Here is a 15613-nt window from a genome sequence, read left to right on the forward strand (position 1 = left end):
GCTCTTCTACCCTTTCCTCTTGAATTGTTCTAAGAACCGCTGATCGTTGAGATAAAAATTGCGGATGTCATCCACACCGTATTTCAGCATGGCGATACGATCAGGTCCCAGTCCGAATGCGAAACCGCCATATTTCCTGGAATCGACACCGGACATCTCCAGCACATGCGGATGGGTCATACCGGCACCGAGGATCTCGATCCATCCGGTCTGCTTGCAGACATTACAGCCTTTACCGCCGCATTTGAAGCAGGACACGTCGACCTCAACAGACGGCTCCGTGAACGGGAAATAACTCGGACGGAGACGGATCTCTCTTTCTTCTCCGAACATCTTTTTAGCCAGAAGTTCCAGCGTCCCTTTCAAGTCAGCCATGGTAATGTTCTCGTCAATGACCATTCCTTCGATCTGGTGGAACTGGTGAGAGTGTGTGGCGTCATCCGTATCACGACGGTACACTTTTCCGGGACTGATCATTTTAAGCGGTCCATTTGCAAAATCATGCTGTTCCAGCGTCCGTGCCTGGATCGGCGAGGTATGCGTACGCAAAAGGACGTCTGGAGTAATATAGAACGTATCCTGCATGTCACGGGCCGGATGATTTTGCGGCAGATTGACGCGTTCAAAGTTATAGTAATCGGTTTCGACTTCTGTCCCTTCGATCACCTGGTAGCCCATACCTAAAAAGAGGTCTTCGATTTCTTCCATGATCTGAGTCAGCACGTGGGGTTGTCCCGTCGTGACTTTCTTACCGGGAAGCGTCACATCGATCGTTTCTTCAGCCAGCTGTTTTTTCAGGGCTTCCTGTTCAAGCGTTTCTTTTTTCTCAGACAAACGAGCAGTGATTGCGTCACGCACTTCATTGGCTAATTTACCAAGGACCGGACGCTGTTTTGGTGTAAGGTCCTTCATTCCCTTAAGGACGCTTGTGACTTCACCCTTTTTCCCTAAATATTTGACACGCAAACTCTCCAATTCTTTTAACCCTGCCGCATTCCCTATTTCTGCTTTGGCCTCTTCAAGCAGCGCTGTTAACTTCTCTTCCATTTCCATCGTCATGCTCCTTTACTTTAACTATGCGTTTTGCATACTATCTTTTTTTGACAAAATAAAAAACCCCATCCCAATAGAGGGACGAGGTCAACACGCGGTACCACCCTTGTTCAAAAGTTTCCTTTTGCACTTCTGCATAACGGCGCATACCGAGATCACTTACCGATCTACATACCTTTCTGCTCAAAGGATCCTTACAGAGAGGTGATGAAAGTGAACTTCCGCAAATGATCCAATCGATGCTTTCAGCCGGGGCACCGTTCTCTAACCTTGTCTCATCAACGTACTCTTTTTCATCTCTTGTTTTAGTCTATTTCACAGATCCACTGATCTGCCCATTCCTGAATTTCAGTCATGACATTTTTAAGGGATTTTCCTTTTTCAGTTAAACAATAGCCTGATTTCATCTCACAGGAATCGTCCAAGTCTCTTGTTACAATATCTTCTTTTTCAAGCTCTTTCAAGCGTTCAACTAACACGCGGTCGCTGACGCCGGATATTGACTGAGATAAATCTTTAAAACGACGAGGTCCATCCAACAATACATCAATAATCAAGCCTGTCCACTTTTTACCTAGGATGGCAAAGGTCTGTTCAAACTTCGGGCAAATGACTTTATCTTGAACTGTATCTGTTGTAGCCATTTCTATCATATGCTGTCACCTCTACTTTCACACTAAACAGTATACCACTAACAGAATTAAAATGGTACGCCCCATTCCGAATTTTCAAAATTTAGATTTTCGTTCACAATTACAGAAATTCGATCAGCATGGTCGCAATAGTAAAGTAAATGATCAGACTCAGCGAGTCATTGATGGTCGTTATAAAAGGTCCTGAAGCTACTGCCGGATCGATCTTGAATTTATTGATGATGGTCGGTATGGTCGTCCCGATAACGGTCGCCAGACTCACTGTGATGAACATGGACACAGCGATGATAAAGGCCAGTACGGGATTGCCGTAAACCACCACAACGATGCCGATCATGACGATCCCGGCGATCAGACCCATGATCATCCCGGCACCCAGTTCATTTTTTATGGTCTGGAAGAAGCTGTCTTTGTCCCGGTCATCATCGACGGTCAGATTTCTGACCGCAACAGCCAGCGACTGCGTTCCCACATTACCGGCTGTCCCCATCATGATGGGCATGAATGCGGCCAAAAGGACCACCGATTCCAGGGTCTCTTCAAAGATGCCGATGAGTCCGCCAGTGATCATGCCCAGAAACAACAGGACAACGATCCAGGGAATACGCGCTTTTGCTGTAGAGAGTGGCGAAGGTTTGCGGCGGTCTTCATCTCCACGACTGATCGCAGCAAATTCGTTGAAGTCCTCCGTCGTTTCCTCTTCTATAATATCCATGACATCATCGACCGTGACGATGCCCTGCATAGTTCCGTCAAAGCCCAGTACAGGGGCGGCGAGCAAGTCGTAGTCCTGAATGACACGCGCCACGTGTTCCTGGTCATCACTGACTTTAACAGAAACGACCTGGTTGAACATGATATTTTCCACGATCTCATCTTCCGGTGACAGCAGCAGGTCTCTTAAAGACAGCACACCTACAAGTCTTTCTTTATCATCGATAACATATAAATAATAAATCGTTTCTGCTTCACGGCCGATCTTTCTCAAACGTTTGACGACTTCAGCCATAGATTCTGTATTTTTGATGGCAATGAACTCTTTCGTCATGATCGAGCCGGCAGTTTCTGCCTCGTAAGCCATGATTTCCTGAACCCGCTGGCTCTCTTCATCGTCCATCATGTCCAGCAATGTCTGATTATCTGTCTCGTCACTCTCAGTCAGGAATCGAGCCACGTCATCCGCAGCCATTGTATTGAAGACTTCAGCCATATAGGCATCCGGCAAGTACTGGACGGCAGCTTCCTGATCTTCCGTTTCCATCCATTCGAATATTTCCGCAAACTCTTCAGGCGTCAGAAATTCAGATATTTTACGTTTCTTATCTGGATACAGCAGATGAAACACTTCATGCTGGTCCCGGTCATGCAGTCTTAAAAACAGTTCTCGAAAAGCCTGCTTGTCGTTTTCTTTGGCTGCCTTAAATATGTGTTCGTAGGTTTTCTGTTTATTGCTTTTTACTAGTTTCATGGTCAAAACACCCTTCTCTATGCCGGTTTGGCGATGGTACATAATATAAAGCTAACTGGTTCTTATAATTATTGATTGACAAGGGAACCGGATCCATTCGCCTCACCTCCATTTTCCGAGAATTTTTTAAGAAGGTATCATAGAAATACATCACTGACTGATCACCTTAAAGATAAATATACAGTCAAAAAAACACGCTGCGTTATGAGCGTGTCAAGAAAATGAACGGTATGTCATCTCCCAAAACACCTCTGTCGTTGAGCTTCAGCTTCACATGGCATAGAGAAATGTTCTCAGCTACGTTAAGAATCCCCTTCATCCGAAAATTCCTGCTGACCCGTTGGCGTCTTTAGACATTTCCGGGCAGTAGCGTGTCTCCATATGGTAGCCTCACCTAACAAGGTTACTGTTATCTTTCGTACTAATCATAACGAATCTTATTTACTCAAGCAAGCAATAATTATCATATCAACTGTAACAGGAAGCGACTTTTGGGAAATGTCGATACGAAGCGTTATCTTTGTAGCAGTCTCCCAGATTACTTATACTTAATGAGTAAGGACACACGTTTCAAGTCGATTATTCAAGGAGGGTTACAATGAACAAAAGAAAACTGATCGTTCTATTTATGGCTGCCTTAACCTTAGGTGCCTGTACAACAGAGGATGATCCCGGCGAAACAGAAGGCCTGGATCCGATCGAGGAAGAAGCCGCTATAGAAGACGAACCCAACGAGGCCATCATTACAGAGGAAGATCTGGCGCCGGTGAGCGATGAAGAGCTCGAACAGGCTGAACTTGTTGAAAATCTGGACGAATATGAAGAGTTTGCTGAACAGGACGGCTTTGATCCAAACGATTATGACGCTTATTTAGTCTCAGAAGGAACAAGACGTGTCTTCGTATTCATGGAAGGCGATGTGCAAATCTTTAAAACCATTTATGTCGAAGAAGACAACAGTCTGGAGATCATCGACGTAGCCAATGAGCAAGTCATTCAGAATTCACCGATTTAAACTTTTTGATCCATTTATTTTAAGAAAGGACGGTTTTAATGAGCAGAGAAGAAAATCTTAAATCTCAAAAGCCGAAGAAAGAATATTTGATGGATGATGACCGCCAGAATCTGGACCCGGTCCCGCAAGTGGAAAGTGATGCCTATAAACCGGCAGATAAAATGAAAGGCTTCAATACCATCGTGACCGGTGCAGACAGCGGTATCGGCCGTGCGGTGGCCATTGCCTTTGCCAAAGAAGGCGCAAATGTTGCCCTGGTCGACTTAGAAGACAATGAAGATCTTAAATCAGCCAAGGCACGCATTGAAGAATTAGGCGTGAAATGCCTGACTTTTGCCGGCGATGTGGGTGACGAAGATTTTGTTAAAGAGACAGTGAAGGCTGTTGCGGATGAATGGAACACTATCCATGTCCTGGTCAATAATGCTGCCGAACAGCATGCCCAGGAAAGCCTCATGGATATCAGTGCAGAACAGCTGGACCGGACATTCCGGACGAATATCTTTTCAACTATCTTCTGGTCACGGGAAGTCTTCCCCTACTTAGCTGAAAACGGTGCGGTGATCAACTCCTCCTCCGTTACAGCTTACAAAGGATCTCCCGGACTGATGGATTATGCGTCGACTAAAGGGGCCATCATCGCCTTTACCCGGTCGCTGGCTCAGAACAAAGAGTTCATCGAGAAGAAAGTCCGCGTGAACGCTGTGGCTCCAGGACCTATCTGGACACCGCTTATCCCGGCCACTCTAGGCAGTTCTTATGAAGAACATGCGGGTGTGCCGATGGATCGTCCCGGTGAACCTTACGAACTGGCGCCGGCTTATGTCTACCTCGCCACGAGTGATTCCAGTTATGTCACCGGCCAGACGCTTCACGTCAATGGCGGCACCGTCGTCAACGGCTGAGTTTTATATATTATGTATAAAGAAACCCGATGAATCTTGGTTCTACGTCAACTAACGTTGGTGAAGAATAATAGCTAAATATTTTTAAGTTATCGGAGAGTACATCTCAGCTACCTAGGCAGCTGATGTGTGCTCTTCATTTTTTTTGACAGATTCCTGTTCTATTTGTTGATTAAGCTTGAAGTGCAATATGATTCTATTCTTGTAATTGGCAAAGTTGCGGTAGCCGTAGGCTACTCGGTTCAGGACCTTTATTTTATTATTGATGCCCTCGATCCGTCCGTTGTTGTACGGATAAATAAAGGTATGGCGTATCGCACTTAGATGTTTTCTCAACGTCCGCAGGCTTGTCTTCATCTGAGGGGACACATCCGGAGAACAAGGCTGATTCAATATAGCCGACAATCGTTCAAAGTCGTTCGCTTCAACGGCCGCAATGATAGACTGATACAAAACGTAGGTGGCCTTTAATGTTGGATCATAGGTAAGTATTTCCGATAGAATGGCTGCTTCAGTTCGTTGACCGAACAGGCGGTAGAAGGTATAGGTCGTATAAGTGATATTTTTTTCTTTCTTAAGTAACTTTTTCCAGTAGCGTTTTAACCGTCGATACTTTTTCTGATCTTCGCCATTTGAGTTGTTCAGTTGGTTCATTATTGTCACCCGTGTTTTATTCATTGAGCGATTAATAAGTTGGATGATGTGGAAATGATCAATGATAATATGAGCGTTAGGAAATAGCGTGGGTATGAAGCTCATATAACTGGCGTTCATGTCTATCGTTATGGTCTTCACTTCGCTTCTTTGCTTGAGGCTGTATCGAGACAAGAAATGTTGAGTGACATAACGACTGTCTTTAGCTGGTAAGATATCCAAAATATCGCCCGTTTCTGCATCAATGTATTCAAAAGCCATGCGCCCACTGGCGTATTTAAATTCGTCAAAAGACAAGTTTTCTGGTAGTGAATGATAATGTGGACGGTAACATTCACCTTCTGATGTAAGGACACGCTGAACACTCGCTTCTGAGACATTGGTGTGCTTGGCTATATCTTTTACCGATCGGGTTTCACCGGATTGAGTCAAGATTTGTGCTTTTATGTAGTTCGAGACGAAGCAGTTACGTTCAACGACGGGGGTCTGAGCAGTAAAACTTTTACCACAGCGCTTGCACATAAAACGCTGTTTTCTGATACGCAAGTATGTAGGCAAGATCCCCGCCATGGGAAAGGTTACCCGAGAGGTCTGAGTTCCATTTTTATAAATACTAAACCCTACATTGGGCGCCTCGCAGTGCGCACATTCTTTAGGTACATAGGACAATGTGCAGTCAATGAACTTACATTTCTTACCCTTAAAGTCACCTTTGGTGACGCAATCATCGGAAAAAGTGAGATGTTTATCTTGAATATCTAGAACGTTTCGCATATTATTTGAAGTAGGCAAGTGGGTTCCTCCTTAGGTGATGTTTTCGTCGACTATTATTCTACAGGAGAACTCACTTGTTTTCTAATATAAACAAAAGGACGTTAGTGAGATTCTCTCTCACCAACGTCCTTTATTGTACAACCTGAATCTTCTGATTCATCGGGTTTTCTCGTTATTAAGCTGTCCGGAACTGACTTTCCCGGTTATTAATCGTTCAGCTGCATACTGACTTAGTTCCCTGCCGGTGATCCCGGTAGCAGTACTTATATCAATATAAAAGTGAGAGAATTAGCGTCACTATCGATTTCAGCACTTTTTTGCGCCCAAGAAAGATCAACAGCGCCACAAAGACCCCAAGCACAACATAAATATAAGTATCCTTTACGTATTATACTGCAAATGACCAAGTCAACAAGCTGTCTTCAGTTGAGTCTGCCATTTTATTGTTGAAATGACAAACTGGCTCGTTACTCACATCCGAGTTTGCCATTTTTAGAAGAAAACGACACACTCATTCATTTTTGATTTTTGAGCCGGTCACTTTATAGTTAAAATGACCGGCTCAGGTTCCTGTTAAGTCTGACTTTGTTATTTCGAACCCAAAATGACAAGATCAGACTTATTTATATTTTGAGTGTGTCATTTCACTGCCATAATGACACGCTCAGCTCCTGTTTGTATATCGAGTGTGTCATCCATGAACTGTAACGTCACGCGCATCCACATTTTCCTCCGAGACTCGCCTCTTCTTTACTAAACGGTCCATAAAGTAAAAAAATGATACAACGAAAAAGCTGTTTCCATTTATGTCCAAAGAACTTGAACATAAGTAGAAACAGCTTCTAAACGCAATCGGTATTATAACAAGTGAACTAAGCGTGAACCACTCTTAGTTTCAAGCTCCACTCAGAAATTTTTTCTTTCACTTTCATTCTTACTGGCGTTGATACTTCATTAATGGCGCAGTATTTATCCACACACGTCACAACAAAGCTTTCTTTATATAGAGGGATTCCAGATTTTCTGGTGGTTAAAAACATATGTTTCAGGATGATATCTTTTTCAAGCTCACTTAATTCAGTCAGGCGTTGAGCATTTTTAACTGCGATTTTTGGGTGAACACAGTTGTGAGAACCTTCATTCATCGACGCGATCTCTTCTCTGCCTTCATGAAAGAAATCGTGCAGCAGACCAGCTCTGGCAACTGCTCTCACGTTAAGGTTCAGGCGTTTGGCGATCTTATAACTTACATAGGATACAAATAATGAATGGATCAGTCGTGTTGTATAGTGGTGATGTGTAATATCATCTAGTTTAAGTAAATCTTCATCTTTAAGTAAATCTTCGACTAATGTCATATAGTCTGTGTCATTTTCCCAAATTGAACGAACAAATTCCATGGAAAGTCTCCTTTTCAAACGAGTCAGTGATGTCTGCAGTCGTACGCTATGCGACTGTCCATAAATTATCTTACTCCTTAAAGTGAAAAAAGAAAAGGAAACAATCCGTTTTTAAAACGTTTTCAAGGCGTTTGTGACAATTTTGTCAAAAACGCCTGATCAATGATAAAGACTGAACATCAATATACTGGCTGCGATCGCGACGTTCAGCGATTCTGCCTGACCTTTAATAGGAATATACAGATTTTCATCCGTCTGTTCTAATATCTGAGGATTCACGCCGTTCCCTTCGTTTCCTACGATCAGGGCAAACTTTTCCTGCGGTTCTATCGAACGATACGAGACCGCTCTTTCATCTAAAGCTGTACCATAGACAGGAATACCTCTGTCTTTAAACACGCTGATCCATGTTTCGATGTCATCATGGATGATACTCAAGTGAAAGTGGCTGCCTTGAGCTGACCGCAGTGCTTTCGGATTAAACAAGTCCACGGACCCTTTTCCGATAATGACGCCTTCAAAGCCTGCAGCATCAGCGGTGCGTATCAGGGTGCCGAGATTTCCCGGGTCCTGTACTTCATCCAGCATCAAGACCGGTTTATCTCCTCTTAAACTTTCAGGTGATTCCTGACTTTTTATAACGGCCAGTACCCCCTGTTCGGTCACGGCATCGCTCAGCATGCTGGAAATTTCTTCTGTTACCTCTACAGCGTCTATCTCTCTTTCTTCATATAAATAAGCGTAGTCTGTAACCTTATCCTCTCTGATGACCAGTACGTCGATCTCAGCATCAGATTTCATGGCTTCTTCTACTAAATGCAGACCTTCTACAAGGTATCGGTTTTGTTTTTTTCTCCCTTTTCGTGTGAGCAGCTTTTTCCATTCTTTAACTTGTTTGTTCTGTGTCGATTCGATTCTCTCCATATCGGTTATTCCTCCAGGCATTAGTCTTCTTCATTCAGTATACACGACAAAAAAAAAGAGAGAAAGCTGTTTTGCTTTCTCTCCTGGTATAGAGTCTTATTTACTTATCTGATATAGTTCATGGCATTGACCGGTGTACCGTTTTTATAAACGATGAAGTGCAAGTGAACGCCTGTTGAACGTCCAGTCGTACCCATGATTCCCAGTTGCTGTCCTTGAGAAACTCTCTGTCCCGGCGCAACACTTAAGTTAGGCTGCATGTGAGCATATAGTGTTTCATAGCCATCACCATGATCAATGATTACACGGTAGCCATATGTTCCAGAGTAAGATGCTGATTTAACTGTCCCTGCACGAGAAGCACGGATCGGTCCGCCTCCAGCAATATCTGTTCCGTTATGGAACGAGCGTCTACCTGTTACAGGATGGACACGGTAGCCAAAGTGTGAAGTATATCGGCCATTTGCCGGACGTAACCAGCCGCTGTTTGATGAAGCATTACTTGAGCTGTTAGATGAGGCATTGCTTGAGCTGTTTGAAGAGGTTGTAGCTTCCTCTTTTTTATTGGCTGCGGCCGCGGCTTCTGCTTTAGCTCTTGCTGCGGCTTCTGCTTTAGCTTTCGCTTCTGCTTCTCTCTGCGCTTTTTCCTGAGCGATACGGATCGCTTCTTGTCTGGCACGTTCTTCTTCGATAATGCGCTGTTTTTCAGCTTTCATTTCTTCATTTAAAGTGCTGGTGCGTTCTGCAAGGATCGCCTGTTCGTTGATGAATGAATCTCTTTCTTCAGCAGTCATTTCATATTTCTCTGCGATCTGAACGATTTTGTCATCTAATTCTAGACGCTGGTTCACTAAATTATTACGGCTGATTTCCAGTTGAGCTTTTACTTTTTCCATCTCTTCCTGTTCAGCTTTAACTTGTTTTTCGTTTTCTTCTAAAGCATTCTGGTCGGCGATCTGTGCATCCATGATCTCCTGGTTTGCAGTAACCAGTTTATTTACGACGTTGATGCGACCAACTAAATCAGATAAGCTTTCAGCTGACATCAATAAGTCGATGATGTCTGAAGCGCTGGCGTTCGTCTGAACCGAACGAGCCTGTGATTCCAGCTGTTCGTTGCGGGAATCGATCTGTTTCTGCAGCTGTGCGATTTCTTCCTGCAGGCGTTCGATTTCTTCTTTGATACGCTGGATTTCTTTTTCCTGTTCACTGATCTCCACTACTAACGTGTCGATGTCTGCCTGAAGTGCCGTTACTTCTTTTTCCAGCTGAGCTTTTTCTTTTTCAAGCGCAGCCATTTTTTCTTCACGACTCTGTATTTCACCGCTCACTTTTTGCGATTCTTTTCTCAGTTGTTGTTCCTGCTGCTGAAGTTCATTTAATCTCTGAGAAGCATCGACTTCCATCGGACGCAAGAATGGTGCTGCAAGTAACACTGAAGCCATTGCTGTAACGATACGTTTTTTATTCACTCTGAAAAACTCCTAATCCATCATTTTTTTGATCAGCGACTCTTCCTGATCATTCTATTATTTACGTTTAAATATCAGTTTATACCTTTTAAGTTTGCTCGCTTAGAGGGAGCACTAGATATATGATAGCATAGGATAATCGAACCTAAGATTTAAATCCAATGACAAAAGATATGCGTCTTTGTTACACAACTGTATTATTTGAAGGAAAATTGGCGAACCGTAACTTTAAAAAACGCTGGTATAAAGGGATTTGTCGTTTATTTTTTGAAAATATATAAGAAATCATCTTCAAAAAGTAGTGAACAAAAGGTGACAAATCCCTTTTTCATTTGACATAATTTCTCACTTTCTCGTATAAAAATCCTCACGCTGTATCTTTGCACAGACACATTTCTTCTGCAAAGCTCCCTGTCGAGTTATGTTTGCCGTGCCTTATCGCATTTTTTTCTTTTAAGACGACATGACACTTTAGACTTACAGTTTCTCTGTGAATTTGCTATTCTATATTAAGTATAGAAAGGAAGACGAATATGGTCACGTTTAAATCCATCGCTACACACAGCGCGCTGATCGATGAGAATGAGTTTTTTGCACAGTATTATGATCCAGCTGCGTTATTCAGATATGATTCCAATTTTTTTCAGCTGAAGTATTCACCGACGCGGGAAGAATTTGAACTGATCGAATCGATGCACCTCGTTTTCTCATTAGAGAACGGTCTGAGTCATGTCAAATTCTACTGGCCCGAAAATCAGGGCATCTTGCCGGATACTTTGGACTATTTAAATGAAGCTGAGTATGGACTGGAAAAGCTTGAGCTTTACTCACTAGACCCCGCTCAATATACAGGGAAGGAGAAAAATCCGGACATTTCTGTAGAAGTCGTACAGGCTGATCAGCTGGCTTCATTCAAACGACTTAATTATATAGAAGACAAAACGGTATCTGAATCTTTCGCGGAGTCCAAACAGACTTATTATGACCGTCTTTACAGGGACGCATCGGTGACGTTTCTGCTTGCTTGCTTCCAGGGTGATCCGGCCGGTTCCTGTATTACGATCGAAAGTGACGCGGGACTGGAACTGGATGATCTCTTTACCCTTGAAACATACCGGTTCAAGGGAGTGGCGACGGCATTGCAAGCCTTCGTTATTGAAGAAGCACTGGCAAAACAGACCCTTGTCTTCCTTGCGGCGGATGCGGAAGATTCTCCTAAAGAGATGTATAAAAAAGCGGGATTCAACTATGAAGGCTTTCGTATCGGCGCACAAAAAGTTATCAAAGGAGAAGGTTAAATGAGTAAAGAGATAAGACGACTAACACAAGACGATCTTGCTTACTACCAAAACATGCAGACAGGCTTGGATGACGACTATATGTTGTGGGCCTTTCACCGTATCATCAGTGGACCCAATCATCTCTTCGGCTTGTTTGTGTCTGATGAACTCGTTGCCTTGTCGGGCTTCACCGTATTCAAAGATCACTATGCCATGCTGGGGCGTTTAAGGACCGACGAGCGTTATAGAAAAAACGGCTACGGGACAGAAATAGTCAGATACAGTTTGGAGCAGGCCCTCTTGCATCCGGATGTAAAATGGATCGGCGCCAATACTGAACAGCATAACAAAGCCTCACAGGCAGTCCTGAAAAAAGTCGGTCTGCCTCCAGTAACACTGCTTTATGCCGCTCAAACAGATTCAGTCAGCAGTCTGATCAAAGACGATTCCACGCACTGGGCTGAAATAACGGATATCTCCGAGAAGGCGGACTGGATCAGACGCACGTACCTTGATCCATCTTTTGATAAAAAGGTTTTTCCGCTTGAAGCGTACTACCCTTTCCCTGTCAGTGAAGAACTGTTCGAAGGGTCCCTTGACGACTGGCACTTTTACGAGAATGCAGATAAATCTCGCTGCGTCATCCTATGGGAAGAATTTAAAGGCATGAATTACTTACATGTAGTTTATCCGTGGCACGATTTTATGGAACAGCCGGGTTTGTTCAGAACCATTCAGAAAAATCTGAAGGCTGCCCAGCAAAAAGATCGTGACACAGTGATCTGGTGGGATCTATCTGAAAGAGAAGCTGCCCTTCTTCCAACGGATCATCCTTTCGATCTGCCTTCCCCTTGGATCCTGCATGGCTTATCCAAAGAGGCACTTTTGTCTGACGACGTTTCTGAATCATTCGAACGGGCAAACACATTGATCCAGGATGTAGAGAAAGAGCTGCAGGATTTGGAGCAGATTATTGAAAAAGAGACAGAAACGCTTGATGCACTTGAAAATCAGCTTCATGACCATACAAACAAGGAGTAAAATGCAAAAAAAAGATAACCGGCTGACTTATACTCAGCGGTTATCTTTTTTTATCTTATCTTATAACGCTTTATCGTCCACGGCTTCCAGAGCGTCATCGATCGTTTTCACGACACGCTCCAGCGAGCCTTCTTCAAAAGGTGAACGCAGATTGGCTGTTTCTACTGTTTCCAGGAAGCTCTTCGTGCCGCCTGCTTCACAGATGGCCATATAGTCTCCCCAGGCTTTGTCATCCTCATCGACGATGGCACGTTGCCAGAACTGCAGGGCGCAGACTTGTGCAAGCGTGTAGTCGATATAGTAAAACGGCGAGGCAAAGATATGTCCCTGTCTGAACCAATACGTCCCTTTATCCAGGAAATCACTTTCAGAATAATCACGCTGCGGCAGATACTGTTTCTCCAGTTTTCTCCAGCAGGCTTTGCGCTCTTTGGGTGACCACTCCGGATTTTCATACACTTTATGCTGGAAGTGATCCACCAGCACCCCATAAGGCAGAAAACGGAGCGCGCCACTCAAATGATCGAATTTGTATTTCTCGGTCTGATCTTTAAAGAAGAGGTCCATCCACGGATAAGTAAAGAACTCCATGCTCATTGAATGGATCTCACAGGTTTCAAACGTCGGGAATACGATTTCCGGCTGCTTGATCCAGCGTGACTGATAGACCTGGAAAGCGTGACCGGCTTCATGTGTCAGGACATCGATATCGCCTGACGTCCCATTGAAATTTGCAAAAATAAACGGCGATTTATAGTCAGGAATGTAGGTACAGTAGCCGCCACTCGCTTTTCCTTCTTTAGAAAGCAGATCAACAAGATCACGGTCAAACAGAAAATCGATGAATTCTGCGGTTTCATCACTTAATTCATGATACATCTTCCGTCCGTTTTCAATAATGTAATCCGGGTCGCCCTGTGGTGTCGGATTCCCGTCTAAGAACTGCAGGGCTTCATCATAGTGTTTCAAATCTTTGATCCCGATACGGTCCGCCTGACGCTCAGCCAGTTTTTTCGTGACAGGCACCACATAGTCCAGGACCTGCTTTCGGTAAACTTCGACCATATCGCGGTCATAGTCAAAGCGTTTCATTCGGACATAACCCAGTTCCACGAAATCTTTGTAGCCCAGTTTTTTAGCGATCTGATCTCTGACGCTGACCAGTTCATCGTAAATCGTATCCAGTTTTTCTTCGTTTTCTTCAAAGTAACTCAGCTGGGCTTGGCTCGCCTCTTTTCTGACTGTCCGGTCCGTCGACTGAAGATAGGGGCCAAACTGAGACAAGGTCAGTGTTTTTCCGTCGAATTCGATTTCTGCAGCGGCGATCAGTTTCTGGTAATCACTGCTCAGCTGGTTCTCTTTCTGAAGCAGCTCGATCACACTGGCATCAAAGGAATCCAGTTCGAACTGCATATTCTGAATAAAGGTCCGTGGGTAAGCCGCTTTCAGCTCATCCAGATACGGTGAATCCATAATAGCCTTGTAATAGCGCGTGTTTAACTCCTGATACAGCGGACCATATTCATTCCAGTAGTTGTCTTCCTGTTCATAAAAATCGTCTTTTGTGTCGATCGAATAGCGAATGGAAGCCAGTGTTGCCATGGTATCCAGTGAAGAGGTCAGTGCAGATACATTGTCGATCACGTCTTTGACTTCTTCCGCGGATCCGGCGCTTTTCAGCTGATCGATCAGATGTACGAAATCTTTTTTAAATAAATCAAAATCCGGTCGTTCATAAGTGTAGTCATTAAATTTCATGGTCTTCCCCCTATATATATAAGTTAGTAACAGTATAGCACAGGGATTATAATTTCAGTATAATTAAATGAAGAAACGCTCAGTTTCAAACCCGCTTAGCCCCATAAACTGTCCCTATAGTCAGTGAACGATACACATACGCGTGCCACATTGGCATCGCTCAAGCTGGTTTTCTTCTGAGTACGTCCAATTGAGGCCTCATTGGCACTACTCAGCCTGTTTCTCTGCTGAGTACGTCCAATGTGAGGTGCATTGGCACTACTCAGCCTGTTTTTCTGCTGAGCACGTCCAATTGAGGGCACATTGGCATTGCTCAAGCTGGTTTTCTGTCGAGTACGTCCAATTGAGGGCACATTGGCATTGCTCAAGCTGGTTTTCTGTCGAGTACGTCCAATTGAGGCCTCATTGGCATTGCTCAAGCTGGTTTTCTGTCGAGTACGTCCAATTGAGGCCTCATTGACATCGCTCAAGCTGGTTTCCTTCGTGAGCACGTCCATTGTGAGGCTCATTGGCATCACTCAAATTGTTTCCTTTGTGAGTACGTTCAATAGAGGGTGCATTGGCATTACTCAGCCTGGTTTTCTTCTGAGCACGTCCAATTGAGGGCACATTGGCATCGCTCAAGCTGGTTTCCTTCTGAGTACGTCCAATGTGAGGTGCATTAGCACTACTCAGCCTGTTTTTCTGCTGAGCATGTCCAATGTGAGGTGCATTAGCACTACTCAAACTGTTTTTCTACTGAGTAAGTCCAATTGAGGGCACATTGGCATCGCTCAAGCTGGTTTTCTTCTGAGCACGTTCAATTGAGGGCACATTGGCATTGCTCAAGCTGGTTTTCTGTCGAGTACGTCCAATTGAGGCCTCATTGACATCGCTCAAGCTGGTTTTCTTCTGAGCACGTTCAATTGAGGGCACATTGGCATCGCTCACACTGGTTTCCTGCTGATTACGTCCAATGTGAGGCTCATTGGCATCACTCAAATTGTTTCCTTCGTGAGTACGTCTAATAGAGGGTGCATTGGCATCACTCACACTGGTTTCCTTGTGAGTACGTCCCATAGAGGGTGCATTGGCATCGCTCAAACTGTTTTCTTTGTGAGCACGTCCAATAAAGAAATGATCAGACTCCTCAACGTTTATATTAGTGACTGTACCTAAAAATCACTTCATAAGATTATAATAATAACGGAGCTGTTTATGTTAAACTAGACTGGAA

15 protein-coding genes and 1 riboswitch are annotated in these 15613 nt (G+C 44.0%); of the genes, 4 read left to right on the top strand and 11 right to left on the bottom strand.

All coding sequences use genetic code 11. The annotated features are described in order from the left end of the window. Positions 1-6: 6 nt before the first annotated feature. From pheS to mgtE, 3 genes are all read right to left on the bottom strand, one after another. Positions 7-1053 carry a phenylalanine--tRNA ligase subunit alpha gene (gene pheS / locus BM049_RS04760; protein WP_091529084.1) on the bottom strand — a complete coding sequence of 349 codons (1047 nt, stop codon included), beginning with the start codon at positions 1051-1053 and terminating at the stop codon, positions 7-9. A gap of 305 nt (positions 1054-1358) precedes the next feature. Beyond that, positions 1359-1706: a winged helix-turn-helix transcriptional regulator gene (locus tag BM049_RS04765; RefSeq protein WP_425426035.1), complete on the bottom strand. Its 348-nt coding sequence runs from the start codon at positions 1704-1706 to the stop codon at positions 1359-1361. Between the two features lie 100 nt (positions 1707-1806). Further along, the gene (gene mgtE, locus BM049_RS04770; protein ID WP_091529085.1) at positions 1807-3174 is read right to left on the bottom strand and encodes a magnesium transporter; all 1368 of its coding nucleotides are present in this window, start codon (positions 3172-3174) and stop codon (positions 1807-1809) included. Positions 3175-3416: 242 nt separating this feature from the next. Then, positions 3417-3583: riboswitch (M-box (ykoK) riboswitch) on the bottom strand. 189 nt (positions 3584-3772) lie between these two features. Here mgtE and BM049_RS04775 point away from each other — a divergent pair. Continuing rightward, the gene (locus BM049_RS04775; protein ID WP_091529087.1) at positions 3773-4189 is read left to right on the top strand and encodes a hypothetical protein; all 417 of its coding nucleotides are present in this window, start codon (positions 3773-3775) and stop codon (positions 4187-4189) included. Between the two features lie 38 nt (positions 4190-4227). Continuing rightward, positions 4228-5094, top strand: a complete 867-nt coding sequence (locus BM049_RS04780) for an SDR family oxidoreductase (RefSeq protein WP_091529089.1) — start codon at positions 4228-4230, stop codon at positions 5092-5094. A 114-nt stretch (positions 5095-5208) separates the two neighbouring features. Here BM049_RS04780 and BM049_RS04785 read toward each other — a convergent pair whose 3' ends face one another. The 4 genes from BM049_RS04785 to BM049_RS04800 all read right to left on the bottom strand — a co-directional run bounded on the left by BM049_RS04785 (position 5209) and on the right by BM049_RS04800 (position 10318). Continuing rightward, on the bottom strand, positions 5209-6540 hold the full coding sequence (locus BM049_RS04785; RefSeq protein ID WP_091529090.1) for an ISL3 family transposase: 1332 nt from the start codon (positions 6538-6540) through the stop codon (positions 5209-5211). A gap of 854 nt (positions 6541-7394) precedes the next feature. Next, positions 7395-7922: an HD domain-containing protein gene (locus tag BM049_RS04790; RefSeq protein ID WP_091529092.1), complete on the bottom strand. Its 528-nt coding sequence runs from the start codon at positions 7920-7922 to the stop codon at positions 7395-7397. A 159-nt stretch (positions 7923-8081) separates the two neighbouring features. Further along, positions 8082-8846, bottom strand: a complete 765-nt coding sequence (locus tag BM049_RS04795) for a TrmH family RNA methyltransferase (RefSeq protein ID WP_091529094.1) — start codon at positions 8844-8846, stop codon at positions 8082-8084. Between the two features lie 104 nt (positions 8847-8950). Then, positions 8951-10318 (bottom strand): peptidoglycan DD-metalloendopeptidase family protein, encoded by a 1368-nt coding sequence (locus tag BM049_RS04800; protein WP_245751860.1) that lies wholly within the window; start codon positions 10316-10318, stop codon positions 8951-8953. A gap of 533 nt (positions 10319-10851) precedes the next feature. On the opposite strand from BM049_RS04800, the gene BM049_RS04805 reads away from it, so the two are divergent. Both BM049_RS04805 and BM049_RS04810 read left to right on the top strand, forming a co-directional pair. After that, on the top strand, positions 10852-11616 hold the full coding sequence (locus BM049_RS04805) for a GNAT family N-acetyltransferase (RefSeq protein WP_091529096.1): 765 nt from the start codon (positions 10852-10854) through the stop codon (positions 11614-11616). Continuing rightward, positions 11617-12639, top strand: coding sequence for a GNAT family N-acetyltransferase (locus tag BM049_RS04810; protein WP_091529099.1), 1023 nt, complete (start codon positions 11617-11619; stop codon positions 12637-12639). 60 nt (positions 12640-12699) lie between these two features. Here the strand turns inward: BM049_RS04810 and BM049_RS04815 are convergent, their stop codons facing one another. The 4 genes from BM049_RS04815 to BM049_RS04825 form a co-directional block, all read right to left on the bottom strand. Continuing rightward, the gene (locus tag BM049_RS04815) at positions 12700-14397 is read right to left on the bottom strand and encodes a M3 family oligoendopeptidase (protein ID WP_091529100.1); all 1698 of its coding nucleotides are present in this window, start codon (positions 14395-14397) and stop codon (positions 12700-12702) included. Between the two features lie 95 nt (positions 14398-14492). Then, entirely contained in the window at positions 14493-14894 is a 402-nt protein-coding gene (locus BM049_RS04820; protein WP_177188593.1) for a hypothetical protein, read from the bottom strand. Then, positions 14851-15123, bottom strand: a complete 273-nt coding sequence (locus tag BM049_RS11720) for a hypothetical protein (RefSeq protein ID WP_143079455.1) — start codon at positions 15121-15123, stop codon at positions 14851-14853. Before BM049_RS11720 ends, BM049_RS04820 begins: the two co-directional genes overlap by 44 nt. 9 nt (positions 15124-15132) lie before the next feature. After that, positions 15133-15480 (bottom strand): hypothetical protein, encoded by a 348-nt coding sequence (locus BM049_RS04825; RefSeq protein WP_143079456.1) that lies wholly within the window; start codon positions 15478-15480, stop codon positions 15133-15135. Positions 15481-15613: the final 133 nt, after the last annotated feature.

It is taken from the genome of Alkalibacterium subtropicum (genome assembly GCF_900112455.1).
GTDB lineage: Bacteria > Bacillota > Bacilli > Lactobacillales > Carnobacteriaceae_A > Alkalibacterium > Alkalibacterium subtropicum.